At 42.0% G+C, this 26,492-nt stretch carries 27 protein-coding genes; 19 read left to right on the top strand and 8 right to left on the bottom strand.

Annotation, left to right across the window (positions count from 1 at the left end):
• Positions 1–9: 9 nt before the first annotated feature.
• Entirely contained in the window at positions 10–918 is a 909-nt protein-coding gene (metA, locus tag ABWW58_RS13425; RefSeq protein WP_353869601.1) for a homoserine O-acetyltransferase MetA, read from the bottom strand.
• A gap of 407 nt (positions 919–1,325) precedes the next feature.
• On the opposite strand from metA, the gene ABWW58_RS13420 reads away from it, so the two are divergent.
• The 7 genes from ABWW58_RS13420 (at position 1,326) to ABWW58_RS13390 (ending at position 10,677) form a co-directional block, all read left to right on the top strand.
• Complete coding sequence (locus tag ABWW58_RS13420; protein ID WP_353869600.1) at positions 1,326–3,500, top strand: methyl-accepting chemotaxis protein; 2,175 nt, start codon at positions 1,326–1,328, stop codon at positions 3,498–3,500.
• A gap of 351 nt (positions 3,501–3,851) precedes the next feature.
• Positions 3,852–5,033: a branched-chain amino acid ABC transporter substrate-binding protein gene (locus tag ABWW58_RS13415; protein ID WP_353869599.1), complete on the top strand. Its 1,182-nt coding sequence runs from the start codon at positions 3,852–3,854 to the stop codon at positions 5,031–5,033.
• A 196-nt stretch (positions 5,034–5,229) separates the two neighbouring features.
• Positions 5,230–6,222: a branched-chain amino acid ABC transporter permease gene (locus ABWW58_RS13410; RefSeq protein WP_093669085.1), complete on the top strand. Its 993-nt coding sequence runs from the start codon at positions 5,230–5,232 to the stop codon at positions 6,220–6,222.
• A 33-nt stretch (positions 6,223–6,255) separates the two neighbouring features.
• Complete coding sequence (locus ABWW58_RS13405) at positions 6,256–7,518, top strand: branched-chain amino acid ABC transporter permease (RefSeq protein WP_353869723.1); 1,263 nt, start codon at positions 6,256–6,258, stop codon at positions 7,516–7,518.
• Positions 7,515–8,291, top strand: coding sequence for an ABC transporter ATP-binding protein (locus ABWW58_RS13400; protein ID WP_093669087.1), 777 nt, complete (start codon positions 7,515–7,517; stop codon positions 8,289–8,291). Before ABWW58_RS13405 ends, ABWW58_RS13400 begins: the two co-directional genes overlap by 4 nt.
• A complete protein-coding gene (locus ABWW58_RS13395) occupies positions 8,284–9,009 on the top strand; it encodes an ABC transporter ATP-binding protein (RefSeq protein WP_353869598.1) in 726 nt (241 codons plus the stop codon). Before ABWW58_RS13400 ends, ABWW58_RS13395 begins: the two co-directional genes overlap by 8 nt.
• Positions 9,010–9,399: 390 nt before the next feature.
• The gene (locus tag ABWW58_RS13390; RefSeq protein ID WP_353869597.1) at positions 9,400–10,677 is read left to right on the top strand and encodes a hypothetical protein; all 1,278 of its coding nucleotides are present in this window, start codon (positions 9,400–9,402) and stop codon (positions 10,675–10,677) included.
• Between the two features lie 35 nt (positions 10,678–10,712).
• Here the strand turns inward: ABWW58_RS13390 and ABWW58_RS13385 are convergent, their stop codons facing one another.
• From ABWW58_RS13385 to gpmA, 3 genes are all read right to left on the bottom strand, one after another.
• Positions 10,713–11,006 (bottom strand): hypothetical protein, encoded by a 294-nt coding sequence (locus ABWW58_RS13385; RefSeq protein ID WP_093669093.1) that lies wholly within the window; start codon positions 11,004–11,006, stop codon positions 10,713–10,715.
• Positions 11,007–11,164: 158 nt separating this feature from the next.
• Positions 11,165–12,520, bottom strand: coding sequence for an MATE family efflux transporter (locus ABWW58_RS13380; RefSeq protein WP_353869596.1), 1,356 nt, complete (start codon positions 12,518–12,520; stop codon positions 11,165–11,167).
• Between the two features lie 39 nt (positions 12,521–12,559).
• Positions 12,560–13,261 (bottom strand): 2,3-diphosphoglycerate-dependent phosphoglycerate mutase, encoded by a 702-nt coding sequence (gene gpmA / locus ABWW58_RS13375; RefSeq protein ID WP_353869595.1) that lies wholly within the window; start codon positions 13,259–13,261, stop codon positions 12,560–12,562.
• 248 nt (positions 13,262–13,509) lie between these two features.
• On the opposite strand from gpmA, the gene ABWW58_RS13370 reads away from it, so the two are divergent.
• From ABWW58_RS13370 to ABWW58_RS13360, 3 genes are all read left to right on the top strand, one after another.
• Complete coding sequence (locus tag ABWW58_RS13370) at positions 13,510–14,010, top strand: Lrp/AsnC family transcriptional regulator (protein WP_353869594.1); 501 nt, start codon at positions 13,510–13,512, stop codon at positions 14,008–14,010.
• Positions 14,010–15,176 carry an aminotransferase gene (locus ABWW58_RS13365; RefSeq protein WP_353869593.1) on the top strand — a complete coding sequence of 389 codons (1,167 nt, stop codon included), beginning with the start codon at positions 14,010–14,012 and terminating at the stop codon, positions 15,174–15,176. The genes ABWW58_RS13370 and ABWW58_RS13365 overlap by 1 nt, the downstream gene beginning before the upstream one ends.
• A 91-nt stretch (positions 15,177–15,267) precedes the next feature.
• The gene (locus ABWW58_RS13360; protein WP_353869592.1) at positions 15,268–15,798 is read left to right on the top strand and encodes a GNAT family N-acetyltransferase; all 531 of its coding nucleotides are present in this window, start codon (positions 15,268–15,270) and stop codon (positions 15,796–15,798) included.
• Between the two features lie 45 nt (positions 15,799–15,843).
• Here ABWW58_RS13360 and ABWW58_RS13355 read toward each other — a convergent pair whose 3' ends face one another.
• Positions 15,844–16,494 carry a histidine phosphatase family protein gene (locus ABWW58_RS13355; RefSeq protein WP_353869591.1) on the bottom strand — a complete coding sequence of 217 codons (651 nt, stop codon included), beginning with the start codon at positions 16,492–16,494 and terminating at the stop codon, positions 15,844–15,846.
• 149 nt (positions 16,495–16,643) lie between these two features.
• Between ABWW58_RS13355 and ABWW58_RS13350 the strand changes: the two genes are divergently transcribed.
• From ABWW58_RS13350 to htpG, 3 genes are all read left to right on the top strand, one after another.
• Positions 16,644–17,006 (top strand): PadR family transcriptional regulator, encoded by a 363-nt coding sequence (locus ABWW58_RS13350; protein WP_353869590.1) that lies wholly within the window; start codon positions 16,644–16,646, stop codon positions 17,004–17,006.
• The gene (locus ABWW58_RS13345) at positions 16,967–17,692 is read left to right on the top strand and encodes a VanZ family protein (RefSeq protein WP_353869589.1); all 726 of its coding nucleotides are present in this window, start codon (positions 16,967–16,969) and stop codon (positions 17,690–17,692) included. The genes ABWW58_RS13350 and ABWW58_RS13345 overlap by 40 nt, the downstream gene beginning before the upstream one ends.
• A 175-nt stretch (positions 17,693–17,867) precedes the next feature.
• The gene (htpG, locus tag ABWW58_RS13340; RefSeq protein ID WP_353869588.1) at positions 17,868–19,751 is read left to right on the top strand and encodes a molecular chaperone HtpG; all 1,884 of its coding nucleotides are present in this window, start codon (positions 17,868–17,870) and stop codon (positions 19,749–19,751) included.
• Positions 19,752–19,861: 110 nt separating this feature from the next.
• Here htpG and ABWW58_RS13335 read toward each other — a convergent pair whose 3' ends face one another.
• On the bottom strand, positions 19,862–20,335 hold the full coding sequence (locus tag ABWW58_RS13335) for a glutathione peroxidase (RefSeq protein WP_353869587.1): 474 nt from the start codon (positions 20,333–20,335) through the stop codon (positions 19,862–19,864).
• A 283-nt stretch (positions 20,336–20,618) separates the two neighbouring features.
• Here ABWW58_RS13335 and ABWW58_RS13330 point away from each other — a divergent pair, with 283 nt between their 5' ends.
• The 3 genes from ABWW58_RS13330 to ABWW58_RS13320 all read left to right on the top strand — a co-directional run bounded on the left by ABWW58_RS13330 (position 20,619) and on the right by ABWW58_RS13320 (position 22,760).
• Positions 20,619–21,722 (top strand): DmpA family aminopeptidase, encoded by a 1,104-nt coding sequence (locus ABWW58_RS13330; protein ID WP_353869586.1) that lies wholly within the window; start codon positions 20,619–20,621, stop codon positions 21,720–21,722.
• A 177-nt stretch (positions 21,723–21,899) separates the two neighbouring features.
• The gene (locus ABWW58_RS13325; protein ID WP_093669119.1) at positions 21,900–22,091 is read left to right on the top strand and encodes a YwbE family protein; all 192 of its coding nucleotides are present in this window, start codon (positions 21,900–21,902) and stop codon (positions 22,089–22,091) included.
• 78 nt (positions 22,092–22,169) lie between these two features.
• Positions 22,170–22,760, top strand: a complete 591-nt coding sequence (locus ABWW58_RS13320; protein ID WP_353869585.1) for a GNAT family N-acetyltransferase — start codon at positions 22,170–22,172, stop codon at positions 22,758–22,760.
• Between the two features lie 79 nt (positions 22,761–22,839).
• Here ABWW58_RS13320 and ABWW58_RS13315 read toward each other — a convergent pair whose 3' ends face one another.
• A complete protein-coding gene (locus tag ABWW58_RS13315) occupies positions 22,840–23,730 on the bottom strand; it encodes an SDR family oxidoreductase (protein ID WP_353869584.1) in 891 nt (296 codons plus the stop codon).
• Between the two features lie 299 nt (positions 23,731–24,029).
• Between ABWW58_RS13315 and ABWW58_RS13310 the strand changes: the two genes are divergently transcribed.
• From ABWW58_RS13310 to ABWW58_RS13300, 3 genes are all read left to right on the top strand, one after another.
• On the top strand, positions 24,030–24,326 hold the full coding sequence (locus ABWW58_RS13310; RefSeq protein WP_353869583.1) for a hypothetical protein: 297 nt from the start codon (positions 24,030–24,032) through the stop codon (positions 24,324–24,326).
• Positions 24,327–24,531: 205 nt separating this feature from the next.
• Positions 24,532–25,515, top strand: a complete 984-nt coding sequence (locus ABWW58_RS13305) for a YeiH family protein (protein ID WP_353869582.1) — start codon at positions 24,532–24,534, stop codon at positions 25,513–25,515.
• 113 nt (positions 25,516–25,628) lie between these two features.
• Entirely contained in the window at positions 25,629–26,144 is a 516-nt protein-coding gene (locus ABWW58_RS13300) for a hypothetical protein (RefSeq protein ID WP_353869581.1), read from the top strand.
• 44 nt (positions 26,145–26,188) lie between these two features.
• On the opposite strand, the gene ABWW58_RS13295 is transcribed toward ABWW58_RS13300, so the two are convergent.
• Complete coding sequence (locus tag ABWW58_RS13295; RefSeq protein ID WP_353869722.1) at positions 26,189–26,488, bottom strand: GNAT family N-acetyltransferase; 300 nt, start codon at positions 26,486–26,488, stop codon at positions 26,189–26,191.
• Positions 26,489–26,492 lie beyond the last annotated feature (4 nt).

Below are 26,492 nucleotides of genomic sequence, written 5' to 3'. Positions count from 1 at the left end.
AAGAGATGATTAATCCCATTGATACGGAGTTTCTTGATAAACATAGTAGTTAAGCCAGTTGGAGAAGAGCAGATGCGCGTGAGAACGCCAAATGTTCAAAGGTTGTCTCTCAGGATTATCACTAGGGAAATAGTGTTTTGGCAAGCTTGGATTAATTCCTTTCTTTAAATCACGTTGGTATTCGGTAGCAAGCGTTCCCGTGTCGTATTCGAGATGTCCGGTAATCATTATTTGTTTCCCATGATTCGCCATCAGGATAAACGGGCCTGCTTCTTCTGATCCGGAGAGTACATGGATCTCCGGATGCAGAGCCAAAGCTTTGCGATCGACATCTGTATAGCGGGAATGCGGCGCAAAAAAAACGTCATCGAAACCGCGAAGCAGTTTTTCTTTGGGTGCATAGAGTGTGTGCGGGAACACCCCTGATAGTTTTTCGGGATAGCGAATCTTATCAATACCAAAGTGATAATACAATGCGGCCTGAGCTCCCCAGCAAATATGCAAGGTGGACGTAACATGACTGTCGGCCCAATGCATGATTTCTGTCAACTCTTCCCAGTAATCTACCTCAGAAAAAGGCATCCGTTCTACAGGTGCGCCTGTAATAATCAGGCCGTCAAATTTTTTATGTTTTACTTCGTCAAAAACGGTGTAGAATTGATCGAGATGAAGATGACTCGTATTTTTGGATTGATGGGTTGCGGTCTTCATGAACGACACATTTACCTGCAACGGGGTATTACTCAGATGGCGGAGCAATTGTGTCTCTTCCATCTCTTTTTCAGGCATCAGATTTAATATTAATATATTTAATGGACGAATGTCTTGGGTAATTGCACGATCTTCGTCCATAACAAAAATATTTTCATTTTCAAGAATTTCGCGCGCCGGAAGCAGCTGCGGTATTTTTATTGGCATTACATCAGTTCTCCTCATGGTTTACTTGGCATTTTTATTATAAACTGTTTTTAATCAATCGACTAGTTTCTTAATGAAAATGAGCATTAAAGAATTTGTAAAAGAATGTCGAGAATAAAAATATAGGTAAAATTAAACAAAAGAGGCAGGTAATCGGTTCTGAATATAGATAATACGCGTGAAACATTCGCAATTGTTTTGAAACAGCCTTTTAATTCACTAATAGTATCATAAATACAGATAGAGCGACATTTTAACACAATAAGAGATTATATAATCGTAAAAGTTTAGCAGAAGCCATCGCATCCTGCGGCTCGCCGGACACTAGGATATCCATGGGCGTTGAGACGGTGCCAGATGTTTGGTGAAGCTAAGCTTTATATTAAATTGTGGGAGGTTTGATTATTTTGGCAGCAGGAATCATGCACGCGTTAAACAGAGATATTGAAAAAAAGTCAAAAAAAATATTTGAGGGAATATCGAAAGGACGAAAGAAGGCGCTCACTGACTGGTTCAGTGATCGATGGGCTGAGTTGGAAAATGCAAATCAGATTGTCAATAGTTATGATGAACGAGGAACAGACATAACAGCTGCGATGAAGGATCAGTTGAAACATAGTGATTCTTTTATTGAGTTCATGTTGCTCGATGAACATGGAGACGTCCTAGTCACAACATGTGAGAAGCATCTTAGTAGTTCAATGGCGGATCTGCCCAATTACGAGTATGCTTTGCAAAATAAAAAATTAATGTACGGACCATACATAGATGAACGTACATTAAATCTTGATTTAAGCAGATTTCATTTTTCAGATGAAGTAACTTTAATGTTTTCTTTGCCAACTGTGAATGGGAAAGGGATTCCTAGAGTCTTTATGGGAAGGGTTCTGAATGACACGATGAGCAATGTTATTCAGGATGAAGACACGCATGTGTATAAGGACTCAGGTGACAACTATTTGTTCATGGTACGATCCAACCGAAATATTTTACCAGGTACAGCGATTTCACGAAGTCGATTTGAAGACGATACGTTTACGCTCGGCGATAATCTTAAGGATGGCGTACGTACCGCAAAGTGGGGTAGGGTTCAAATTGAAAAACATACAGAGTTTGAGGTTCGGTTTATCGATCCGAAAACTGAAAAATTGCATCCCGGCATACAAAAAACGATTGATAATGGCAGCAATTTAGATACTTGGCCGGGATACCCGGACTACCGGCATATCATGGTTGGCGGAAAGGGAACGTTGATTCGTCCGCCACATTCAGATGAAGTATGGGGGATGATGTGTGAGGGAGACATATCGGAGATCTATAATTTTAAGAGTTTGAATCTACGTATAACTGTTTATTTTTCGGTTGCGGCCCTGATCGCGTCTGTAATAAACGGTATTGGTTTTCATCATTCGCTTAATTTCGGCATAGGGTGTACCGTGGCGACATGGTTGATACTCTCCTCATCCGTTTTTTTCGCTGCAAAAAATATGGTGACTTCGCCGATCAGAAAAACGGTTGGGATACTCCAAGAAATTGCAGAAGGTGAGGGAGATTTATCGAAGCGCCTTAAAAAAAATTCAAATGATGAGATCGGTGAACTATCACGATGGTTCAACAAATTTATTAACAGTCAAATGGCAATGATCAAGCGTGTCGGTGTGTCTGCCAACTCATCTAAAAGTGTATCAGCGACTGTGTCGAAGATGACAAAAAAAATAGCTGGCGGCATGGATCTTGCCGGACAAACTGTGGATGAATTAGTGCTAACAGCAAAAGAGCAGAATGGCGTTTTTCAAAACGCTCGCGATCATTTTAATGGCCTTTCTGCGTCCATCCAAGAGATGGGCTCGTTAATTCATGAAGTGAGCGCGAATACCGATGATACCAAAGACCGAATGCTTCGAGCGAATACGGCGTCCTCTGTTGCGCTTGAACTGGCTAGTGGTCTTGAACGCGAAATGGACGGAACAATGAAACGAATCAATCAACTACATATACAGTCTGAGGCCATTACCAAAGCAGTTACCGTGATCAATGATATTAGTGAACAGACTCAGCTACTCGCGCTTAATGCGGCTATTGAAGCTGCACGCGCCGGAGAGGCTGGAAGAGGTTTCGCGGTTGTGGCCAAGGAAGTGTCGAAGCTCGCTGAGCAAACAGAACAAGCAACGCAATCAGTTGGCGAACTTGTTCGGAATATACAGGAAGAGACAAATCGAACCTTGTCTGATATCAAGAATACGAGTGATATGGTAAATCAATCGACAACACAAATTAAATCGACAGTCAGCACTTTTAATTTTATTACCAAAAATGTTGGCGATATCTCGAAAAAAACAGATCAATTACTCGATATTACAACAAAGGAAAGCGGAGATCTAGATGACATTGTGCAATCAATTAACCATTCCGCCGATGAGATAGAAATGAGAACCGCTCAAGACGCCTCAAGCAGCGAGGCGTCGATTGATACGCTTCGTTCTGTATCCGAAGAAATTGTACGTCTCAAACAGATCACTGATAATCTTGACTATGTATCTAATCAAGTGCAAACTATGGTTTCTTCATTCAAAACTGTGTAAATTCTGTAAAAGACTCTCGTATCAATCAGTAGATGATTGGTGCTTTTTTTATATTTATCAAAATAATAGTGTTTTTTCAGAAATCAATTAACAAGGAAATACACGTGTCTGAAAACGCTGCAAAAGGCTATGCTATCAGTTTTTATTACATTTTCGAATTGTCTAAATAGTAAAAACGATGTAAGATATTCTTACATAGATAATGACTATATGCTCATAATAAATTACTATGATCTTTAAAGAGCCGCATTAAAAACAGAGAAAAGATAGAACTATATTGCGGGGGTGAGTTCTACATAAAATTATCTGAGTTTTTAAAGTTGTTTCGCTTTTATAAAAAGGAGGGTTAAAATGAAATTAAAGAAAATTATTCCACTATTGGCAGTTATTTCTTTATTATTAGGGGTTATTGGCGGGTGCTCTTCAAAATCAGGTGGTTCCAGTGGTAAGACTGTTATCGAAATCGGAAGTCAATCCCCGCTATCCGGTGGTAGCGCAACTCTTGGAGATGCGATCCGTCTTGGAGCTGAATTGGCGATTAGCGATCAAAAAGCGGCATTTGAAAAAAAGGGATTTACTATTAAGTTGAAAGACCTTGATGATCAAGGAGATCCCAAAAAAGGTGTGGCAAACGCTCAGATTCTCGCATCTGACAAAAATGTGCTAGCCCTTGTCGGTCACTTGAACTCAGGCGTTGCAATTCCTTCTTCCGAAGTTTATGAAAAAAATAGCCTACCGATGGTTTCTCCGGCAACAACAGCTACTGTTGTTACGGATCGTAAATTGAAAACTGTTAACCGTATCTGCGCACGTGACGATTTCCAAGGTCCTGCCGGTGCAAACTATGCAATTAAAACACTGAAAGCTAAGAAGATTTTCGTTATCCAGGATAAAACAGCTTATGGCTCCGGTCTTGCGGACCAATTCAGAAATCAAGCTAAAAAGCTTGGTGCAGATATTGTCGGTTATGAAGGCATCACAGTTGGTGAAACTGACTTCAATGGCGTGCTCAGCCAAGCCATGACAAAGAAACCTGATCTGATCTACTTTGGCGGTGTTTATGCAGAAGGTGGACTTATCATTAAACAAGCACGTCAAAAAGGATTTGACGGTCCGATCATGGGCGGCGACGGTCTTGACTCTTCTTCCACCGTACAAATTGCCGGCGATGCAGTTAAAGGTGTATACCTGACATCTGTTGCCGGAGATGTTACGAAAACAGAAAAAGGTCAGGAATTTGCTAAGAAATACAAAGAAAAATTCGGTAAAAATGTTGAATCATACTCAGCATATGGCTATGATGCTGCGGGTGTCATTCTTAAAGGGCTTATGAAAGCAATCGATGACAATGACGGCAAGAAACCAACTCGCGAACAAGTAACTAAAGCAATCCGCGCAGTCAAAGACTACGATGGAGTGACAACGAAAGTAAGCTTTGATGATAAAGGTGACAACAAATTCGCTAAAGTTTACATTTATAACTTCGATCAAGCGAAATATCCACCGGTTCAAAAAGCTGAAATCAGCCAGTAATAAGTAAATTGCTACTATTTTAAGTAGTGAATGGTCAATAAATATCTGATGTGGACTAAAAGGGTATGGAGCATTAGGCTATACCCTTTTAGGATTTATTAAAAGGAAATTTCACATAATATAGGACTGAGAATGTCTCTTTTACCATTAAAAATACATCTAATTTAAACAACTAGTTTGGGAAAGTGGTGAGATAATGCTCGCACATATTATTCAAAACTTGCCCCAAGTACTCATTGATGGCCTGACGCTTGGCGTTGTTTATGCAGTCGTAGCGATCGGTTATACAATGGTTTATGGCATTCTCGAATTGATTAACTTCGCACACGGCGACGTGTTCATGACAGGTGCCTATATTGGAGCGACTATTCTATTTCTATTGATGGGGTTCGGGCTTTTATCTTCATTACCTGCTCTGATTGTTTTCTTAATTGTAATCATCTTAGCAGGGACAGTGACCGGTATGTTGGGCGTTGGCATTGAACGTGTCGCATATAGACCGTTGCGACGAAAGAACGCGCCTAAATTAATCGCACTGATCACATCAATTGGTATTTCTTTTGTGCTCGAGGACGCTGTTCGGTTTATCGCGGAACTGAAAACAGGGAACTATATTATTACGGCTCCTTCGATGTTTAACCATAAATTCAATATTGATATTCATCATGTGCTGCCGTTTTTTAACAACGCCACATTCCAAGCATCCTTTTTGTTGGTACTCGTTGTAACCATCATCATGCTTATCTCCTTAGATCTTTTTGTAAACAAGACAAAGTGGGGAATGGCGATGCGTGCGGTTGCTCAAGACCGCGACACTGCCTCTCTCATGACAATTAATGTTAACCGTGTCATCTCTGTAACCTTTTTTATAGGTTCTGCACTAGGCGGAGCAACAGGCGTTCTTTTCATGATCCAATACGGCACAATTAACCCTTATATTGGATTTATCTTGGGTATCAAGGCGTTTACTGCTGCCGTCCTTGGTGGAATTGGTAACATCCGCGGTGCAATGTTCGGGGGCGTTATGCTTGGTCTTCTTGAAATGTTTGCAGCTGCCAACCTTTCTATAATTACTAACGGCGCTATGGGTGCCGAATATAAAGACGTATTTGCTTTTATTATTCTGATTCTGGTACTTATCTTCAAACCAGAAGGCTTATTTGGCAAAGCCGTCGTAGAGAAAGTGTAGGTGGAAAGTGTGAGTGCATTCTTTGGAAAATTTATGCAAAGCAAAAAGAATCAAATCATCTTGTTTATCGCGTATGTTGTTCTGGCAGGAGCGGGACTTTTCTTGCTCCCTGATTCGACAATTGCGTTCTTGATGCTGCTTTTCTCAATTCTGATACTGTACCATCTAAACTTTAATTTGAGGGCGAAGTGGATTTCGGGCATTGTGATCCTCGCCATCATCATGCCTTTTATTGCAAGCCAAAGTGATTCATATCAAACCTACATGGAAGTTGGAACACTAGTCGGCATCTATTGTGCAATGGCATTAGGACTTAACATCGTTGTCGGATTTGCCGGATTGCTCGACCTTGGATTTATCGCCTTTTTCGCGGTTGGCGCGTACTCTTACGCAATCTTTGCCAGCGAACAAGCCTCTAAATTCATGCCTTTTGGTCATTATCCGCTTCCGGGAGGTTCCTTTTGGATCTTTATCATTGTTGGTGCAGCCGTTGCGGCACTATTTGGTATCCTGCTTGGTGTCCCTGTTCTGCGTGTCCGTGGTGATTATCTGGCAATAGTTACATTGGGATTCGGCGAGATTATTCGAATCCTTCTAAACAATATGGATCATCCAATTAATATTACGAATGGATCGATGGGTATCGCTTCGATTACCCCGCCTAACTTTTTTGGAATTAGTATTGGGAGCTCCAGCCAATTCTACTACATCGTCTTCGGCATTTTTCTAGTTGTCATATATGTCGTACGTAAATTAGAAAATTCAAAATTAGGAAGATCTTGGAAAGCAGTACGAGACAATGAAATTGCCGCTCAGGCGATGGGAATTCCGTTGGTCAAGACAAAGTTGGCTGCCTTCGCGATTGGCGCCTCCTTCTCGGGAATGATGGGAGTCGTTTTCGCTGCAAAGCAAATGTTCGTAGACGCCACGAGTTTTACTTATCTAGAATCGACGATGGTACTTGTAATGGTTATTCTTGGTGGAATGGGCAGTGTCCCAGGAGTCATTCTTGGCGCGGGAGTTGTTATCATCCTTAGAACTCAAGTACTAACCAACATTTCTAACTGGTTATCATCAATTAGCGCAGACTATGGTATCTCAATCCCGCCTGCAATATCACCTGAAAAAATGCAGCTTCTCATCTTTGGATTGTTGCTGATCATCTTTGCCTTGTATCGAACACAAGGGCTAATTCCGCATAAAAATCGTAAAGTAAATGTTGAAGTGCTGAAGAAAGAATCTGCTGAAGCTGCATTGGCTCGTGATAAAGCCACATCAGGAGGTGCCGACTCGTGAATATTTTGGAAGTAAAGAATCTCACAAAAAACTTCGGAGGTTTGACGGCAACCTCAGATATTACAATGAATGTCGAAAAAAATTCAATTACTGCAGTTATTGGACCAAATGGTGCGGGTAAGACAACATTCTTCAACATGGTGACTGCTGTTTATAAACCTACTTCCGGAGATATTTTGCTTAACGGAAAATCACTCGTCGGTTTAAAACCACATCAGGTTTCTCAATTTGGAATTACACGTACCTTTCAGAACATCCGATTATTTAATGAAATGACGGTATTGGAAAATGTGCTCGTGGGTATGCATCAAAACCTGAAATCCCACTGGATTGGTACTTTACTACAGTTACCGCATATTCGGAAAATTGAAGAGGCGGCAAAAGTTGAAGCCTATGATATCCTGAAGTATGTAGGACTTGAGGATTATGTTAATGAGAATGCTGGGAATCTAGCTTATGGGGCTCAGCGCCGCTTGGAGATCGGGCGCGCAATGGCTGCAAAACCTAAGATCCTATTGCTTGACGAACCGGCAGCAGGAATGAATCCAAAGGAAACTGATCGTTTGACAAGTTTGATTCATGATTTGCGTACGAAGCTTGATGTTACAATTATCCTTATTGAACACGATATGAAGCTGGTTATGAAAATTTCCGACTATATTTATGTTTTGGATCATGGTGAACTGATTGCTTCCGGAAAACCCGACGAGATCAGGACCAACAAAAGAGTTATTGAAGCATATCTCGGCAAGGGGGCGGTTGCGAATGACTGATACTGCTTCGAAGCATTTTCTCGAAGTTAATAAAATCGAGAGCTTCTACAGCCAAATTCAAGCGCTGGAAGGTGTTGAATTGCACATTGATCAAGGGGAAATTGTCACTTTGATCGGAAGTAATGGTGCTGGAAAATCGACAACGTTAAAATCAATTAGTGGGCAAGTTCGACCAAAGAAAGGCTCAATCATTTTTGATGGAATGGATATCACAAAAAATCAGGCTCATCAGACAGCATTGCTCGGAATCGCACAGGTTCCTGAAGGACGACGCATTTTCCCTAGACTTTCTGTACGTGAAAATCTTCAAATTGGCGCGTTTTCAGTTAAGGATAAGAATGTAATTGCAGAACGGATGGAGCGTGTATTCACTTATTTTCCGCGACTAAAGGAACGGCTCAATCAAAAGGGTGGAACAATGAGTGGTGGCGAACAACAAATGTTGGCAATTGGACGCGCACTTATGATGAAACCAAAGCTGCTGATGCTTGACGAACCCTCAATGGGGCTCGCTCCAATTATCGTCGAGCAGATTTTTGATATCATCAAGGAAATGAACAAAGAGGGCATGACCATTTTGCTTGTTGAACAAAATGCGTATCAAGCTCTTCAAATCGCTGATAGAGGTTATGTTATCCAAACCGGTAAAATTGTACTTGATGGAAAGGGTAGTGATTTGATGAAAAATGAACAAGTGCGTGAAGCGTACCTTGCTTAAACTGACGCAAATCAAAAAGTAATGAAAAGTACCGGATTAACCTTTTGGTTAGTCCGGTACTTTTTACTACTGGTACGAAAATAAAAATTTTACGGAAACAGGTTAAATGGTTCGTATCGTCCCAATACCTTATATTTGATTGGCAAGCATTGATCACTATATAATTATGTCAACTACATTTATACAGGAAGGAGCCGCATCATACCATGAATTGGTTACACAAGCTGTTTCATGGGAAGAAATGCGTACTTTGCCATCGACATACATCGGGAATGAGAAAATACATGGATGATCATGGTCACTTAATTTATGTCTGTCCTACGTGCAGTGGTTATGCAGAACGAAGAGCCTTTAGAAAGTTGAAGTAGTAGAGGAGGACAATGAATAACGATGCAACATAATATATATGCGGCTGAAAGTGCAGATATTAAACACTTTGTCTCTGGAGAAAAGAAGAAAAATGATCACTATTTGCATGCGGTCATTCGCTTTGATGGTCTAATTGATGAGAAAATGCTTGGTCAAGCCATTCAAGAAACGCTTCCTGTGCTGCCGTTGCTTGAATGCCGCTATGTTGAAAGTGATGATAAAGCATATTGGGAAGAAGCGGGATGGAGCGGTCAAGACATGGTACTTGTCGTGGAGACAGACGATGTGGAAGATTCTATTCAGAAAAATCTAACCGTTAAGTTGAACGAAAAAATAGGTCCTCAATTACGGATCGCCATTGTGCGGAATAATGATCAGGATTCGTTAGCGATCATACTGAACCATATGATTTGTGATGGCGGAGGATTTAAAGACTATCTGTATTTGTTAAGCTCGTGCTATACGCGGCTTGCAGAGAGGAAACCAACTGCTGAAGCGTTGATAACCAATCCGCACCCGCACACACGCAGTATTCATCAAGTCTTTGACACGATGAACGCAGAGCAACTGGAGCAAATTAAACACGCGAAGCTGACTAATTATAAACAGAGTAAGATAGATCATCTTCCACTTGCTGGGGACGAGAATAATCCGTTCATCATTACCCATGAGGTGAAAGCATCTCAATTTGATTATATAAAAAACTATGCGAAAAGTAAGGGTGCGACTATAAACGATGCACTGTTTGCGGCATATGTCTGCGCATTGTCTGAAGTAGTGAACGCAAATCCTATTGTTCTTGATTGTCCGGTTAATTTACGCGCTTATTTGCCAGTTGGCAGCCGGCCCGGATTTTGTAACTTAACTTCAAATATTACTTGTGTCGTGCCGAGTCATGTTGGGGAAAGTTATGATGAAGCACTGATGAGCGTCAGAAAAGTAATGGAAGTGGAAAAGGGGAGCCTCGAGCCGCTCCGAGTTTATTGGGACTTGGAAGAAGCGTATCAAAACCATACACTCGCAGAAGCAAAAGGAATTTTCCCAACTATTTACAGTATCCCTGTTAATGGAATGACGAATATTGGCATCGTTGATGAGCAGAAGTTAAGCTTTGCGGGACTTGTTATTCGTGATGTGTTTATTTCAGGCTCGATTAAATATGCGCCTTATTTTCAGATTGCGGTAACAACCTTTAGAAAAAAAATGACATTCTGCACAAATTTTCACGGCACACAAGAAGACCACCATTTTCTTGATGCCTTTGTTAATCAAATAATCAGCAAACTGCCTCACGCATAATAAAAATCGAGAGCCCATAGGACTCTCGATTTTTATTATGCTCGAATCTGATTGTATAATTGATAGGCAGTATCGCTGATTGTCATTCGATCGACTGAAGCAGGTGACTGCTCTGATTGGATCTGATTGATCTGCCGATTCAAACCTGAGATACTCGTTTCAATGCGAGTGAGTGACTCTGTGCCCGACCCAGAATCAGTATGGAAATGAATTTGATCCGCCTGATACTGTAATGCCTTCTTTTCTTGCCTTAAGGCTGCAAGTTGATTATAGGTATTTTTCATCGATTGACCTGTTGTAATCACTGTCCGAATCTGAGGAATCGGCATCGAAATCCACCCCGGATCATTGTTTTGTCTCCATTATATATGCATGCTGATTATGGAAAAGAGACTAATGGACCGAGTTTTTATAAAAAAGGCATATTGCAGGATAATAGACATGTGATTATGTGCTCACTGATGGGCTTTTAAAGAAGCCAAGCGAGCTATTTTTCTTCAGAAACGTTCGTGACTTTTTCGTGTTTGAACATTTTTCGAAAACAATAATACAGAAAAGCCGCTTTGACGGTCAGATCAATTCCTTGAGCGATCCATATTCCGGCAATGCCCATGTTGCCTTGCACGCCAAGTAAATAAATGAAGAGAACACGAATGCCCCACATACCAATCGCTGTACTGTACATTGGTGTCTTTGTGTCGCCTGCGCCTTGAAGTGCCCCCGCGAGCACTAAGCCGATCGCAAGTGGGGGCATAAAGAAGGCGTCAATGCGCATCGCTAAGGTGATCATAGCTGCCGTGCTAACATGATCCGTAAACCATCCGGCAAAAAACGGTGTCAGGAAAAAGAGCAGGATTCCAGTAACAATCATAATCACTACTGAAATCATAGCCGCCAGCAACCCATAGGAATACGCTTCTTTATATTTTTTTGCCCCAAGCTTTTTTCCAACGAGTACTGTTGCCGCAACACTTAAGCCCAACCCGGGTAGATAAGCAAAGGTCTCAATATTTTCGGCAATAGCATTTGCCGCATAAATTTCTGTCCCCATATGGACAATTAAGCCAAGATAAACAACTTGGCCGAGCCGCATGATCAGCCGTTCGCCAGTTGCAGGAATGGATAAACGGATAATCTCCAAAGTGATCGATTTATTGCGAACGCGCTTAGGCCGCCAAAAGGAGAAGTGAACTGAAGATCGACGAATTGCCAAATAGAGCATTAGGGCACCGAAAATTCTTGTTAGAACAGTTGCTGCAGCGGCACCGCCCACGCCAAATCCAGTAAACTGGAAGATGCCAAAAATTAATACATAGTCCAGAATGATATGGATGATATTCATCCAGAAGCTGATCATCATGGGTGATACGGTATTGCCGGAAGCACGCAACACGTTTCCAAAGTTGAGCATTAATGAAATGACAAGTGAAGGTGTGCCGACAATACGGAAATACAATGCGCCTTGACTGAGCACATCATCGCTTGCCCCCATTAGATGAAGGAGTTGTTCCGCAAAAAATAACGTCAGCACGCCAAATAGAAGCCCGGCTATTAGCGTAATCCATGTTGACAGGCGCGCCGCTTCACGAGCGCTTTCGATATCTCCCGCGCCAATATGTTTCGCGATAATCGAGGAAGTACCAATACCAATGGCCATGAATACGGCGATATACACTGCGAGCAGCGTATTGGCGACACCTACTGCAGTTACTTCAACTAAACCGAGCCGAGCAACGAATAATGTATCGACAAAGCCGACAACGGTTTGCAGGAGGCTCTCGACCATAGCGGGAATAGCTAGGGAGAGCACTTCTCGGCTTTTTTTCTTTAATGAAACGTCCAAAACATGCAACACAACCTTAATTTTAAATCACATAATGCTTTAAGTCGTTTTTTGTCCTGAGAGTTCCTGTTTTGAAAGAATGTTAAGATTTCGATCAAATTCATAGACTACAGGCACTCCAGTTGGCACATCAACGTGTATAATGTCCTCATCGGATATGTTCTCAAGAAATTTAACGAGTGCACGCAATGTGTTACGATGGCTGACAACCAAAACGTTTTTTCCTTCCAAAAGAAGCGGAGCAATCTGATCAGCCCAACATGGAAGGACGCGTTCAAACGTTGTCTTTAAACTTTCTCCACCGGGCAGTAATCTTCGATCAACATGTTTGTATCGCAAATCATGAATCGGATGTCTTGGATCGGACTCGTCGAGCATCGGCGGCAATGCATCGTAGCTTTTCCGCCAACGACTTACCAGCTCTTTGCCGCGTTGTTCCGCTGTTTCAGCCTTGTTCAAGCGTTGCAGTGCGCCGTAACTGCGTTCATTAAGTCGCCATGTTTTGTGAACAGGAAGCCATTCCTGTTCCATCGCTTCTAATATGTAATTAAGAGATTTAATGGAGCGTTTCAACACAGACGTGAACGCGTAGTCAAAAGTAATATGCTGCTCCGCAAGTCTCAATCCGGCATTTTTTGCTTCCTCAATCCCCTTTGCCGTCAGTTCCACATCTTCCCAGCCGGAAAAAAGATTGGATTTGTTATAGTCACTTTCTCCATGTCGCACGACAACTAGTCTCATTATGATACCTCCGAATAACGCAATCATTAGCGAACCTATGAAATCCTTGTTACCTGATAGTATACTGTATTGAAAATGTTTTTCCAATTGTGCCATGGCGGAAAAAGTCATATGGCAACGAATATTTATCTAAAGCCGATCAATCGTTCAAAGCTTTTTTACATAAATAGTGGTTACAGAAGATGTGTCGTTATATAATGTCTGTAAAGTTACCAATGCAGGAATGTTCAGAGAGAGGAATGATGAGAATGAAACTTACAGCAACAGAGATTGAAATTGCCGAGATACTTGAAAAAGACGCACGGCTCACAAATGATGAACTTGCGAAAATGATGAATTTAAGTGTGGATCAGACGGGTCAGATCGTAAAGAAACTTGAGGATGAGAACGTGATCGTGCGCTACGTGTCGCTTGTTGATTGGACGAAAATAGATGGGCATCAAGGCGTTACGGCAATGATTGATGTCAAAGTAACACCGAAACGCGATGTGGGCTTTAATGATGTGGCCGAACGTATTTATCGCCATAAAGAGGTGAAATCCGTTTATCTTATGTCCGGAACCTATGATCTTTCTGTTCAGGTCGAGGGACAATCGGTAAATGAAGTGGCTCATTTTGTCACGCAAAAATTATCCACGATCGATGGCGTCATTTCTACGACGACGCATTTTGTCTTGAAGAAGTTCAAGCATGACGGAACCGTTTATGATTCAAATGATCGAGATAAACGAATTGTGGTGTCACCGTGATGGCAATCAAAACTTCCTACTTGGCAAATCATGTTCGGACGCTAAAACCGTCTGGTATACGGAAATTTTTCGATGCGACAGCGGGAATGAAGGATGTCATATCACTTGGAGTCGGAGAACCTGACTTTGTGACACCATGGAACGTGCGAGAAGCTGCCATTCTCTCCTTAGAGGATGGATACACCTCTTACACAGCAAATGCCGGGATGCTTGAATTACGCGAAGCCATTGCAAAGTATGTGGATGATTATTATTGCGTCACCTATGATCCGGAAAAAGAAATTACTGTGACTGTAGGTGCAAGTGAAGCAATTGACATCGCACTGCGCGCTATTCTGGACCCGGGTGATGAAGTGCTCGTTGTTGAACCTTGCTTCGTTTCCTATGCTCCGCTCGTCACTTTAGCAGGCGGAGTTCCGGTTATTGTTGAATCGAAAAAGGAAAATGATTTTAAGGTTCAGTCCGAACAGCTTGAAGCCGCTGTTACAGATCGAACCAAGGCGATTATGATTTGTTCGCCGAACAATCCAACCGGATCAATGCTTAGCAAGCGGGAAATGGAACAGATCGCGAATGTCGCTAAAAGGCATGATTTGTTGATTCTGTCCGATGAAATCTATGCAGAACTGGTTTACGATGATTTATACACAAGTTTCGCCGCAATTGAGGGGATGAAGGACCAAACTATTCTTGTCAGCGGTTTTTCAAAAGATCTGGCGATGACCGGCTGGCGCCTAGGCTATGTCTGCGCGCCAAGAGAAATTACTCAGGGTATGCTCAAAATTCATCAATACGCGATCATGTGCGCGTCAACCATGGCGCAGCACGCGGGTTTAGAGGGACTTCGCCATGGCCGTACCGATATGGCGGAAATGCGTAAAAGTTATCGGCAGCGCCGCAATTACATCGTCCAATCATTGAATGAAATGGGGCTGCCGTGTTACAAACCTGAAGGAGCGTTCTACACGTTCCCAAGTATTGAAGCGACCGGCATGAACTCAGAAACTTTCGCGACTCGCTTACTTCAAGAAGAACGCGTGGTTGTGGTTCCTGGCAATGCGTTCGGTGACAGTGGCGAGGGACATGTGCGCTGCTCCTATGCCACATCGATGAGCCAGCTGCAAGAAGCGATGAAGCGCATGCGCCGATTTGTGGAGAAACTATAAGATAGAAGAAGAAAGCCGTTCCAATTGCAAATGCGGGCGGCTTTCTTACATACATAGATACACTGAGTACATTCAAAAAAGGAGTGGACGGATGTTTCCAGTATTAAAAACCGAACGATTGGTATTAAGAGAGATCGTTTATGAAGACGCTCGAGATATTTTTAATTGCTTTTCAAATGATCATGTGACACGTTATTATGGTCAGGATAACTTAACAAGCATTGAACAGGCACAGCAGTTTGTCACATTTTTTTCGCGGAATTACAGTGAAAAACGCGGCATCCGATGGGGTATTGAACGGAAGGAGCAGCCAGGGCTTCTCGGAACGATTGGGTTTAACGCATGGTCATCAAAACATAGGAGAGCTGAAATCGGTTACGAGCTCCATCCACAATATTGGCGTAAGGGATATGCCAAAGAAGCTGCTTCGAAAGTTATATCCTATGGATTTAATGACCTTCACTTAACGCGTATTGGTGCTGTAGTTTTTACTGAAAATGCTGCATCGAATGGATTATTAACAAATTTAGGATTTGAAAAAGAAGGACTTCTAAAAAATTATATCTATCAAAACGGGATTCCGCATGATACGATTGCGTACGCATTACTGCCGGAAAAATAGTCACCAAAAAAGAAAAACGCTCAGTTGATGTGAGCGTTTTTCTTTTTAAAGTTCTTCTGTTCTGCCAATATAATTAAGTTTGAAACTTTGCCCGTCCAGTTGCAGTTTCGTCACGCTGCAATTAGGAACTTTCCCAATAGTTAAGTCTTCACCAATGAGTGCATAAAGCATGCAGCAAATATACAGTGAGTGAGTGACGATCAGAATTGTCGAAGCATCCGACTTCAGAAGACCGTCTTTTAATGCGAAAATGCGCGTTTTCAAGTCTTGATAATCTTCCGCGTAATCGATTGTATCCAACTGTTTGATACCGGTCAGCGCTTTGATTTTCAGATCAATCGATGACTTGCGGCTCATCCCCGGTTCGCCTACCGCTTTTCCGCCTTCTTCCCACATCACATCGTTATCGGCACCTTCAAAAAGTCCAAATGATGCTTCTCTTAAATCAAAAAGTTCTTTAATTGGTGTTTCACCATTGCCCGAGTGATCAAGAATGACTTGGGCAGTTTGTCGCGCTCTTCCTGTATCACTAGAAAAAGCAGCATCGAAAGCGAGAGACTGTTTTTTTAGTTTGTCTCCTAAATCAATCGCCTGTTGAACGCCTTTCTTAGTAAGCGGCGAGTCAGCCCATCCTTGAGAACGATTGAGCAGATTCAGCAATGTTTCACCATGACGAACAATATAAATTGTTTTCATTTTTTCACCTGATTACTTTTAGTTATACGATCACTTTCCCTCATCGTATCATGCACTGTAATTTATGTAAACGATTAACAAAACTATATTCAATAATACCTTGTATAACGATGCATTGAGCGCTTATAATCAATAAAAGAGGTGATTTTATGGATAAGGAAATTATGAGAGGCAGTATTGATATACTCATCCTTTCACTAATTGGGAAACAAGACACATATGGCTACGAAATTGTGAAGCAATTGAAGGCATCAAGCCAGGATCTTTATGAAATGAGCGAAGGCACCCTATATCCCGCGTTAAAACGTCTTGAGCGTAAAGAATGGATTCATTCGTACTGGGGTGACTCAGATGAAGGAGGAAGGCGCAAATATTACACGTTAACCGATCATGGAAAAAAGGCACTCAACGCTAAATTAAAAGAGTGGCATCAAGTCAATCGATTAATCAATGTGTGTACGGAGGGGACGGCATGGATAAAAAGTTTACGCGCTACATCAGCGAGATACTAAATGGATTAGATTGTGATGAAACAGAAAAGAAGGATCTTCAAGAAGAAATGGGCCAGCATCTTCAACTACTCAAAGAAGAGTATATGGGCAAAGGACTGTCCGAGAATGAGGCAGTTGATACGGCAATCCGATGTTTTGGAAAAGGAAACGAGCTTAGAAAAGAACTGAATCATTCGATCTCTCCTTTAAAAGTGCCTATTAAAATCTCTGTGATCATTTTGTTTAGCCTTTATGGGGTTGTGGCTCTTTCTGCCTTATTGTTGCTGAGAATAGTAGACCCGCTTTTTGAATTCCGTGGCTTCCAAAATTTACTGGATTCTCATTTTTTGTATCTTAATACAAATTTTATTCCACTGAGAACCATTTCTTATTATTTCTTGCATACCAATGAATTTAGTCCATCTTTAATCACCCATCTATTACTTTATAACATTATTCTATTTGTTCCGCTTGGTCTTTTTGTTCCAATACTATTTAGAAAAAAAAGAAGCTTACTACAAGTGATCAAAACTGCGTTCATTTGTGGAGCTATTATAGAATTTTTGCAATTAATTTTGCATTGTGGCACTCTTGATATTGATGATATAATCCTCTACGCTGTCGGGTCAGCAATTGGTTATGCAATTTTTAATATTATAAAACGAGTTAGTGAAAAGTATTTGAAACATCGTGTTTGGCTCTCGTAATGCAGTGTAACTTCTCAGCGATGGGAGGTTTTTTTATTCCTCTTTATACCGGCTCTCATTTGACAAATAACGCTGTATGCGCTATAAAAATAGTATTAGCACTCCGATTGGATGAGTGCTAATCGTTACGTATACAACCAATTATTATAGAGATGTTTGAGAAAGGGGATTACTGATGGCTACAAAAGAATTTAAGGCAGAATCCAAAAAATTGTTGGATATGATGATCCACTCAATTTATTCACAGAAAGAAATTTTTCTAAGAGAAATCATCTCCAACTCGAGTGATGCGATGGATAAAATCTTCTATCGCGCGCTGACTGACGACAAGCTTGATTTTGAGAAGGACAACTACTCTATTGAAATTACTCCGGACAAGGACAAGCGCACGTTGACGATTTCCGATACCGGAATCGGAATGACGGAGGAAGAACTTGAAGCTAATCTTGGAACCATCGCACAAAGTGGTTCTCTCAAATTTAAAACGGAAAATGAATCCAAGGATAACCATGACATCATTGGTCAATTTGGTGTTGGTTTCTATTCTTCATTTATGGTTGCTGACAAGGTCACGGTGATCAGCAAGGCACTGGATAGTGATCAAGCATACAAGTGGGAATCTGAGGGTGCGGACGGATACACCATTACTCCGGTTGAAAAGGATGCCGTGGGTACGGATATCATCCTAACTTTGAAAGAAGATACTGAGGATGAGAAGTACAGTGAGTATCTCGAGGAATACCGCTTGCGTCAGATCATCAAAAAGTATTCTGATTTTATTCGCTACCCAATTAAAATGGAAGTGACGGAAAGCCGCCCAAAGAAAGACAACGAGAAAGAATTTGAAGAAGTAAAAGAAGTTCAAACGATTAACAGCATGGTTCCTATTTGGCGCAAAAACAAATCGGAGCTGAAGGATGAAGATTACGAAAACTTCTATATGGAGAAGCATTACGGATTTGACAAGCCGCTCCGCTACATCAATATTCAGGCGGACGGAATGGTCCGCTACCACGCAATTCTTTACATTCCGGAAAGCATTCCGTTCGATTACTATTCCAAGGAATATGAAAAAGGTTTGGAGCTGTATTCGAACGGTGTCATGATTATGGAGAAATGTGCGGATCTGCTCCCAGATTATTTCAGCTTTGTTAAAGGCATGGTGGATTCCGAGGATCTGTCACTGAACATTTCACGTGAAATTCTCCAACAGGATAAGCAGCTCAAGCTGATCGCCAAGAACATTAATCACAAGATTAGAAAAGAACTTGAAAAGCTGTTTAAGGAAGATCGCGAGAAATATGAAACATTCTATAAAGCTTTTGGACGTCAACTGAAATATGGCGTCTACTCGGATTACGGTCAGCATAAAGATGATCTTCAAGATCTCTTGATGTTTTATTCATCCAAAGAAAAGAAAATGGTTACCTTAGACGAATACGTCTCGCGTATGCCTGAAGAACAGAAATACATCTATTATGCGGTTGGCGAATCGAATGAGAAACTTGACAAATTGCCGCAAACCGAACTCGTTGCCGACAAAGGCTATGAAATACTCTACTTTACTGAGGACATTGATGAATTTGCGATCAAGATGCTTCAGAAATATAAGGAAAAAGAATTCAAGTCGGTTTCTAGCAGTGACCTTGGTATTGAAGACGATAAGGACAAGAAGCAAGACGAAGCTGAAGAAAAGGCGAACAAAGGCTTGTTCGATAAAATGAAGGACGTTCTTACCGACAAAGTCAAAGGTGTTCGCGCTTCGAAACGTCTGAAATCCTACCCAGTATGCTTCGCGACCGAAGGCGAAGTATCGATTGAAATGGAAAAAGTGCTGAACCAAATGCCGAATAACGAAAATGTCAAGGCAGACAAGATTCTTGAAATCAACACGAACCATAACGTATTCAAATCGCTTAAGGCGGCGTTCGATCTGAATGACCGGCCAAAGGTTGATCTCTACACCAACTTGCTCTACAATCAGGCACTTCTGATTGAGGGCCTGCCGGTGCAAGATCCGGTTGCTTTCTCAAATAGTATTTGCGAATTAATGGGCTGATCCAGTATAGTAAAAACTGCTTATCTCCGAATAAATGGAAATAAGCAGTTTTTATTTTTTTTGAGTCAGGGGCAACTTTTTGATTGATAATGCAACCATACAGGGGAGATTTACTTTTTCAGCAGTGTTTGAATTTCGCTTTCAATCGCTTCCGGCTTTGTCCGTGAACCATAATAGTGCACAATCTTGCCATCACGATCAACTAGGAATTTGTTAAAGTTCCAAGTGATTTTTTTCTCGCCTGATTCATCCAACAAGTAACGGAAGAGTGGATTGATTTCCTTACCTTTCATCTTTGACTTTTGAAACAGAGGAAAAGTAACGCCGTAATTCAGCTTGCAGAATTCGGCGGTTTTTTCACTGTCGGCAAATTCTTGACTTAAAAAACTGTCACTAGGGAAGCCAAGCACTGTAAATCCTTGATCCTTATAGGATTCATACAGCTTTTCCAAACCATCATATTGAGGAGTGAAGCCGCATTTACTTGCAGTGTTGACGATGAGAAGCACTTGGTTTCGATAATCAGACAAGGGCACTGTCTCACTTCCCGTGAGCTTCGAGAATGAATAATCATAGATGGTCATTAGTTATCCTTCTTTCTATGTTTGTCAGGGTTATCTATAGTCTAGGCCGTGCTTGCACAATCTGCAAAGAAATTGCGTCAGAGTATAAACTATTGTGATAGACTTTTCGATAGAAGTACTAGGTAATATCTGACGAGTAAGACAGGATAATTCAGGTGCAAGGCGATTCTTTTCTAACTTTAATGCAAGGACAGAATCCGAAAAAACACTGAATACAGTTGGTGTTCCGTGCACTACTGGTTACACGGCTATGCCTACCGACTTAACAAGGAGATTGTAGACCATGGGACTAAGCAAACCACTTTATGATGAAATTAGCGAGGCTAAAAAGGGACCGCTTAACTTAATCACTGATGTTCCAGGTGTCACGGTCGGCAATACAACGATTATCTTGGATAAAATCAAAACTGGTGTGACGGCTGTCATGCCTCAGCAAGATAACCTTTTTTTGAATAAACTTCCGGCTGCGGCTCATGTGATTAATGGATTTGGAAAGAGTACAGGATTAATTCAAGTAAACGAGCTTGGGTCGCTTGAGACGCCAATCGTACTTACGAATACCTTTAGTGTCGGAACGGCGATGAACGCACTCGTGAGGTATATGCTGAACCAAAACAAGGACATTGGTGATACAACGGGTACGGTCAATCCGGTTGTAATGGAATGCAATGACGGAACAATCAGCGATATTCGCGCAATGGCTGTCAAAGAAGAACATGTTCATGAGGCGATCGACGCTGCCGGGACTGATTTTGCAGAGGGAGCAGTGGGTGCCGGAACCGGCATGTGTTGTTATGATTTAAAGGGGGGAATCGGCTCCGCGTCGAGGCAAATTGTTGTGGACGGCAAAACGTTCACACTTGGTGCGCTTGTTCTCTCCAACTTCGGTTTTCTACGTGATTTGGAAATTTTCGGCTGCCGCATCGGTGCCAAACTTGACGCATTTGATACTACTGTAAAAGAGATTGAAAAGGGGAGTATCATTGTCGTCTTGGCGACTGATCTTCCGCTGGATCATCGCCAGCTTACACGGATCTGTAAACGTGCCGGTGTTGGGATCACGCGAACAGGGGCGTTTGTAGGAAATGGCAGCGGGGAGATCGCATTGGCTTTTTCCACTGCCAATCGCATCGCTCACTATTCTGAAAAAAGTCTCGGCACCTACACGTGCATCAGCGAAAACAAGATGGATCAGCTGTTTCGAGCAACGGTTTCCGTTGTTGAGGAGTCAGTGCTAAGCTCTTTGGTACATGCGGAAACAATGAGTGATCGCCATGGTGACGTTCGAAAAAGTTTATTCGATAGGATTCAGGATATGCAAAAATCAAAACCGGATCCTGAAGTGGCTGAGCTGCTTCAACGTTTAGGTTTTCTAAATTTTAGATAAATCATTGAAAAATCGGTGAACGTTCGTTGAAAAAAGTGTTCCTGACGCGTATGTTGCGCTTCACGATTGAAGTACGCAATGGAACGTTTCAATGGCGGGTTACGAAACAATTGTTGGATGTTTTGAAATAAATGTAAACTAGATAAAGTAATGAAAAATAAATGGAGGATGATTAAAATGGACGGTACAAAACGTGCGGATATTCATATTGGAGCGACGGTGATGGTTGTGCAGAAGCAGGATCAGAGGACGGGTAAGTTAACTGAAGGTATTGTTAAACGAATTTTGACGAATTCGGCAGTTCATCATCGCGGTATTAAGGTCATGCTGGAAAGCGGAATAGTTGGGCGAGTGCAAGAAATTAAATAATTGAGTTTGGCTGCTTGTTGCCCGGTTTTATTGACGGATACATAGTTTATTATGTGGTAGTTCATCGGAGGTCAATCTATGCTTGTTTACGAAAACAAAACTAAAGGACTTGAAGCGTATTCACTTGATCGTGATCATTGGAATGACTTCGTAAAATTATTTGGCGAACGAGGGGCATGTGGCGGCTGTTGGTGCATGAGCTGGCGAATGAAAAAGGCAGAATTCGATGCTAACAAAGGCGAACAGAACAAGCAAGCGATGCGCCGTCTAGTAGAAAGCGGTGCCCCGATCGGTATGCTGTTGTATGATGGAGGACAACCGGCGGGATGGTGTGCCGCTGCACCGCGGAAAGAATATGTGCGATTGGAACGTTCTCGTGTATTTAAACCGATCGATGATCAGCCGGTATGGTCGATCAGCTGCTTATTCATTGCTAAATCGTATCGCAGACAAGGTTTGTCTTCAGAACTGATCCAGGCTGCGATTCACTATTGCAAGCAGCATGGCGCAACCATAATCGAAGCTTACCCGGAAGTTCCGTACGATAGAAATGTACCTGGCGCTTTTCTATGGAAAGGAATCCCGTCTGTTTTCAAAAATGCAGGCTTCGTAGAGACTGTCAGACGCTCAAAGTGGAAGCGGATGATGAGATATCAAATCAATGAGTAAGTCTAGTCTAACGAGGTAAAAAAGCAGTTTTCCACATGATGAATGGAAAACTGTTGCTGTATTGCCTATGGTTTGCGATCTATGCGATTGGTAATCCACCGGTTACGCCATAGATCTGTCCGGTGATGTAGCTGGATTCATCGGATGCGAGCAAGACATACACACTGGCTAGTTCTGCCGGCTGTCCGGCACGTTTGTATAGAGAGGATTGCCCAAATTTAGGAATGTCGTTTTGTAATTGACCGCCGCATACTTGTAGAGGTGTCCAAATAGGTCCCGGAGCAACCGAATTGACGCGAATTCCTTTTGATATCAGCTGTTTAGCGAGTCCTTTCGTAAATGCGGCAATGGCGCTTTTTGTAGGTGAATAGCTCAGAAGCTCCGGGCTTGGGTTATAGGCTTCTATGGAACTTGTGGTGATGATGGACGAGCCCTTTGGCAAGTGGGGCAAAGCGGCCTTGACTATCCAATAAAGGGGAAAGACATTGGTCTCAAAGGATTTACGCAAAACATCCGTTGTGATCTCTGATATACTCTTATAGGCTTGTTGCATGCCGGCGACAAGGGAGAGAATGTCCAACCCGCCAAGCTCTTGAAAGGCTTGATTGACCATTTTCTTGCAGAATCCCTCATCGGTCAAATCGCCGGGAATAAGCGTTGCTTTCTGCCCCGCTTCTTCAATTAACTTTTTAACGTCTTCGGCGTCCGGCTGTTCATAGGGCAAGTAATTGATGGCAACGTCAGCGCCTTCTCGAGCATACGCGATTGCTGCTGCGCGGGCTATTCCCGAGTCCCCGCCGGTGATCAGTGCCTTTCTGCCTTGAAGCTTACCGGAACCTTTATAACTTTTTTCACCACAGTCAGGTACCGGTGTCATGCGCGACTGCAACCCTGGGGCCGGTTGCTCTTGCTTCGGATAGGTACCGGATGTATATTCTTTTGTTGGATCTTCGACGACTGTATGAACCATAAATGATCCTCCTTTAAGGCTGTTCTTCTTATCCAATAAACCTTTGAAATTTCATACATAGCATGCGCAAGTGTGACTAAATTATTATTGGTAACTATGCGATCCATTGTCCTCTTTGGCTTTTAGAACCAAGAATGTCTTCTTCTAAATGAATGATCCGATGAGGAATAGGATTACATCGTTTTTAATAAGATGAAACAAGCCAAGTTTGGCTCATGCTTCTTGCGATTTGTGGTTGCAAATCGCAAGTCAAATCATAGTGTTACGAATACTGAAATCATTGAAAGCAGGTGAGATGCATGATTAGAGGTCCGTTGGAACTGTTCCGTGTGGTGTTAATCGTTAGTCTGTTAGGAGTGCTGATCGCTTCGGGAATGACGTTCATCTATCATCTCATTCATATGTCGGTGGGCGGATTAGGTTTTCTGTTGATTTTTATCGCAACATTGCTGTTCATTTTCGTGTTGTACCGGAACAAGTTTCAGTTTCATGGTTTTTTTCGCGGGAAACAGCTGCAAAAACTTCCTGTAAAGCTGACTTTAACACTGCTTGTGATCGCCGTTCTTCTCATTGTTATTGCTCCGATAGTGAGTTGATTTTTCAGGGGGAAAAGCTTATCAGTTTTTTGTAACAGAATCGACATAAAACGATTCTTAGGATTTGCGTGATGGTTGTATAATCAATCAATGGACGATTAGATACATATAATCACGGAATAAATATTATGTAAACTAAATTATTCGCTTTTACTCAGTTACATAAAACAACATCGTTTTAAACGCACCAAGAGGAGGAGAACTTTTGAATTCATTTACAACAAAAATTCCAGGAATCGCACTTGCCGCGATTTTAGCTTTTCCAGCATGGCTGGTGGGACTCTATCTGCCGATAATCGGCAGTCCAGTCCTTGGCATCTTGGTCGGACTTATTCTTTCATTTTGGAAAAAACCTGCATCGCTAAGTGCGGGTGTAACGTTTACAGGAAAGAAAGTCCTGCAATATTCCATAATTCTGATGGGCTTTGGGCTCAATCTATTTAACATTATTCGTGTAGGCGGACAAACATTGCTTCTGATGCTTTTCACATTGACTGTGGCTTTTTTGACCGCCTACTTTGCTGGAAAATTATTAAAAACAGAGAGCAGAACGACAACCTTGATTGGCGTCGGGACAGCAATTTGCGGCGGATCAGCGATAGCAGCGACCGCCCCGGTTATTAATGCGAAGGAAGAGGAGGTTGCGCATTCGATTTCAACAATCTTCTTGTTCAACGTGATTGCGGCTTTTCTATTTCCATTTCTCGGTCATTTAATCGGAATGAATGATCATCAATTCGGATTGTGGGCAGGAACGGCGATTAATGATACATCATCAGTTGTCGCGGCCGGATACACATTCAGCCATGACGCGGGAAATCTTGCTGTTATTGTTAAATTGACCCGAACGTTAATGATTATACCGGTGACGCTGGCGCTGGCATTTATCTTTTCACGTAAAGGAAAGGGAAAAACAGGAACATACCACTTCTCTAAAATCTTTCCTTGGTTCGTTATTTGGTTTGCCGTCGCTTCGGTAATCGGTACGTTTGTTCCAGTTCCACAGGAATTACTTCGCACGCTTGTCATGATTGGCAAGTACATGATCGTTATGGCAATGGTGTGTATTGGATTAAATACAAACTTGGTTAAATTGCTGAAAAACGGAATGCGGCCGATCTTACTTGGCTTGATCTGTTGGTTTGCACTTGCTGTTGTCTCGATTTTTGTCCAATATTGGATTCTGTGAGTGGAAGAGGTCGATAAGTATTTGATACGAAATCTAAATTCATGTAGGAATAAATAACCCGAGTGTGTAACTGTATAAGTAGCTTATACTTAGAAGGATTCGGGGGGACATTTATGCGTGCGGACGAAGACTCGATTGGCTATTTTACAAAACTGGCGGCCGAAAATCTGGAGATTACGAAGAACAAGCTCAGACACTTGACAATGGCTCTGGAGAAACATGGATATAAGCTGACGCGGAATAAAAGCAACCAAAGAATTTACTTTCCTGAGGATTTGGTATCGATCAGACAGCTGCTCAAGAAGGTGAAGGAGGGGCTGACGATTGATGAGGCGGCTCAAGGAATTTGTGAGAAGACAGATTTAACACATCTTCCCGCAAATGTAGCTCAGGATATGCTTCTCAGTAAAGGCGAAGTGACCTTACTTCCGGATCAGTTTCGATCTGTTATTGAAGAAGTTGCAGCGTCCGCAGCTGAACAAGCGGCTGACCGAGTCGTTGAAAATTTCAGTTCTGAGTTTGAGCGGAGGATTGAACTCCGTGACAAGCAGCTGATGATGCGGTTAAGAGAGGCATCTGAGTCTAAACGGCGTAAAAAAGGGGTAGTTTCTAGATTGTTCGGTTATTAAAAAACAGATTCGCAGAGAAAAATGTGCGGATCTGTTTTTTTTACTTATAATGGCTTATATTCAATTTTTTGATATTCTTTATTACGCTCAAACAAAACTTTTGCATACGAGCAAACGGGTAAAATCTTTTTTTGTTCCGCATTGGCAAGATCGACAACGGCTTGAATGAGTTGTTGCGCGATGCGCTGGCCACGATAGTTCGGGTCGACAAATGTGTGGTTAATACTGAGTACGGACGGTTGATCTTCGGTGTACATAATTTCTCCAACCTCTTTTTGTTCATCGAGCATATAAAAGCGATTGATACCTTTTTTTAACTCCATAGTTATCTCCTCTGTTCTGATTCGT

It is taken from the genome of Sporolactobacillus caesalpiniae (assembly GCF_040513385.1).
In the GTDB taxonomy this organism is placed as follows: domain Bacteria; phylum Bacillota; class Bacilli; order Bacillales; family Sporolactobacillaceae; genus Sporolactobacillus.
Note: the sequence above shows the minus strand (reverse complement) of the source record. Positions and strands in the feature narration are given on the sequence as shown.

Coding starts and splice junctions, on each gene's coding strand:
- ABWW58_RS13345 (WP_353869589.1), top strand. CDS start 16,967: ATGGATAAAAAGTTTACGCGCTACATCAGCGAGATACTAAATGGATTA.
- ABWW58_RS13320 (WP_353869585.1), top strand. CDS start 22,170: ATGCTTGTTTACGAAAACAAAACTAAAGGACTTGAAGCGTATTCACTT.
- ABWW58_RS13410 (WP_093669085.1), top strand. CDS start 5,230: ATGCTCGCACATATTATTCAAAACTTGCCCCAAGTACTCATTGATGGC.
- ABWW58_RS13350 (WP_353869590.1), top strand. CDS start 16,644: ATGGATAAGGAAATTATGAGAGGCAGTATTGATATACTCATCCTTTCA.
- metA (WP_353869601.1), bottom strand. CDS start 918: ATGCCAATAAAAATACCGCAGCTGCTTCCGGCGCGCGAAATTCTTGAA.
- ABWW58_RS13330 (WP_353869586.1), top strand. CDS start 20,619: ATGGGACTAAGCAAACCACTTTATGATGAAATTAGCGAGGCTAAAAAG.
- ABWW58_RS13315 (WP_353869584.1), bottom strand. CDS start 23,730: ATGGTTCATACAGTCGTCGAAGATCCAACAAAAGAATATACATCCGGT.
- ABWW58_RS13370 (WP_353869594.1), top strand. CDS start 13,510: ATGAAACTTACAGCAACAGAGATTGAAATTGCCGAGATACTTGAAAAA.
- ABWW58_RS13395 (WP_353869598.1), top strand. CDS start 8,284: ATGACTGATACTGCTTCGAAGCATTTTCTCGAAGTTAATAAAATCGAG.
- ABWW58_RS13325 (WP_093669119.1), top strand. CDS start 21,900: ATGGACGGTACAAAACGTGCGGATATTCATATTGGAGCGACGGTGATG.
- ABWW58_RS13415 (WP_353869599.1), top strand. CDS start 3,852: ATGAAATTAAAGAAAATTATTCCACTATTGGCAGTTATTTCTTTATTA.
- ABWW58_RS13385 (WP_093669093.1), bottom strand. CDS start 11,006: ATGCCGATTCCTCAGATTCGGACAGTGATTACAACAGGTCAATCGATG.
- htpG (WP_353869588.1), top strand. CDS start 17,868: ATGGCTACAAAAGAATTTAAGGCAGAATCCAAAAAATTGTTGGATATG.
- ABWW58_RS13335 (WP_353869587.1), bottom strand. CDS start 20,335: ATGACCATCTATGATTATTCATTCTCGAAGCTCACGGGAAGTGAGACA.
- ABWW58_RS13310 (WP_353869583.1), top strand. CDS start 24,030: ATGATTAGAGGTCCGTTGGAACTGTTCCGTGTGGTGTTAATCGTTAGT.
- ABWW58_RS13300 (WP_353869581.1), top strand. CDS start 25,629: ATGCGTGCGGACGAAGACTCGATTGGCTATTTTACAAAACTGGCGGCC.
- ABWW58_RS13365 (WP_353869593.1), top strand. CDS start 14,010: ATGGCAATCAAAACTTCCTACTTGGCAAATCATGTTCGGACGCTAAAA.
- gpmA (WP_353869595.1), bottom strand. CDS start 13,261: ATGAGACTAGTTGTCGTGCGACATGGAGAAAGTGACTATAACAAATCC.
- ABWW58_RS13405 (WP_353869723.1), top strand. CDS start 6,256: ATGCAAAGCAAAAAGAATCAAATCATCTTGTTTATCGCGTATGTTGTT.
- ABWW58_RS13390 (WP_353869597.1), top strand. CDS start 9,400: ATGCAACATAATATATATGCGGCTGAAAGTGCAGATATTAAACACTTT.
- ABWW58_RS13355 (WP_353869591.1), bottom strand. CDS start 16,494: ATGAAAACAATTTATATTGTTCGTCATGGTGAAACATTGCTGAATCTG.
- ABWW58_RS13360 (WP_353869592.1), top strand. CDS start 15,268: ATGTTTCCAGTATTAAAAACCGAACGATTGGTATTAAGAGAGATCGTT.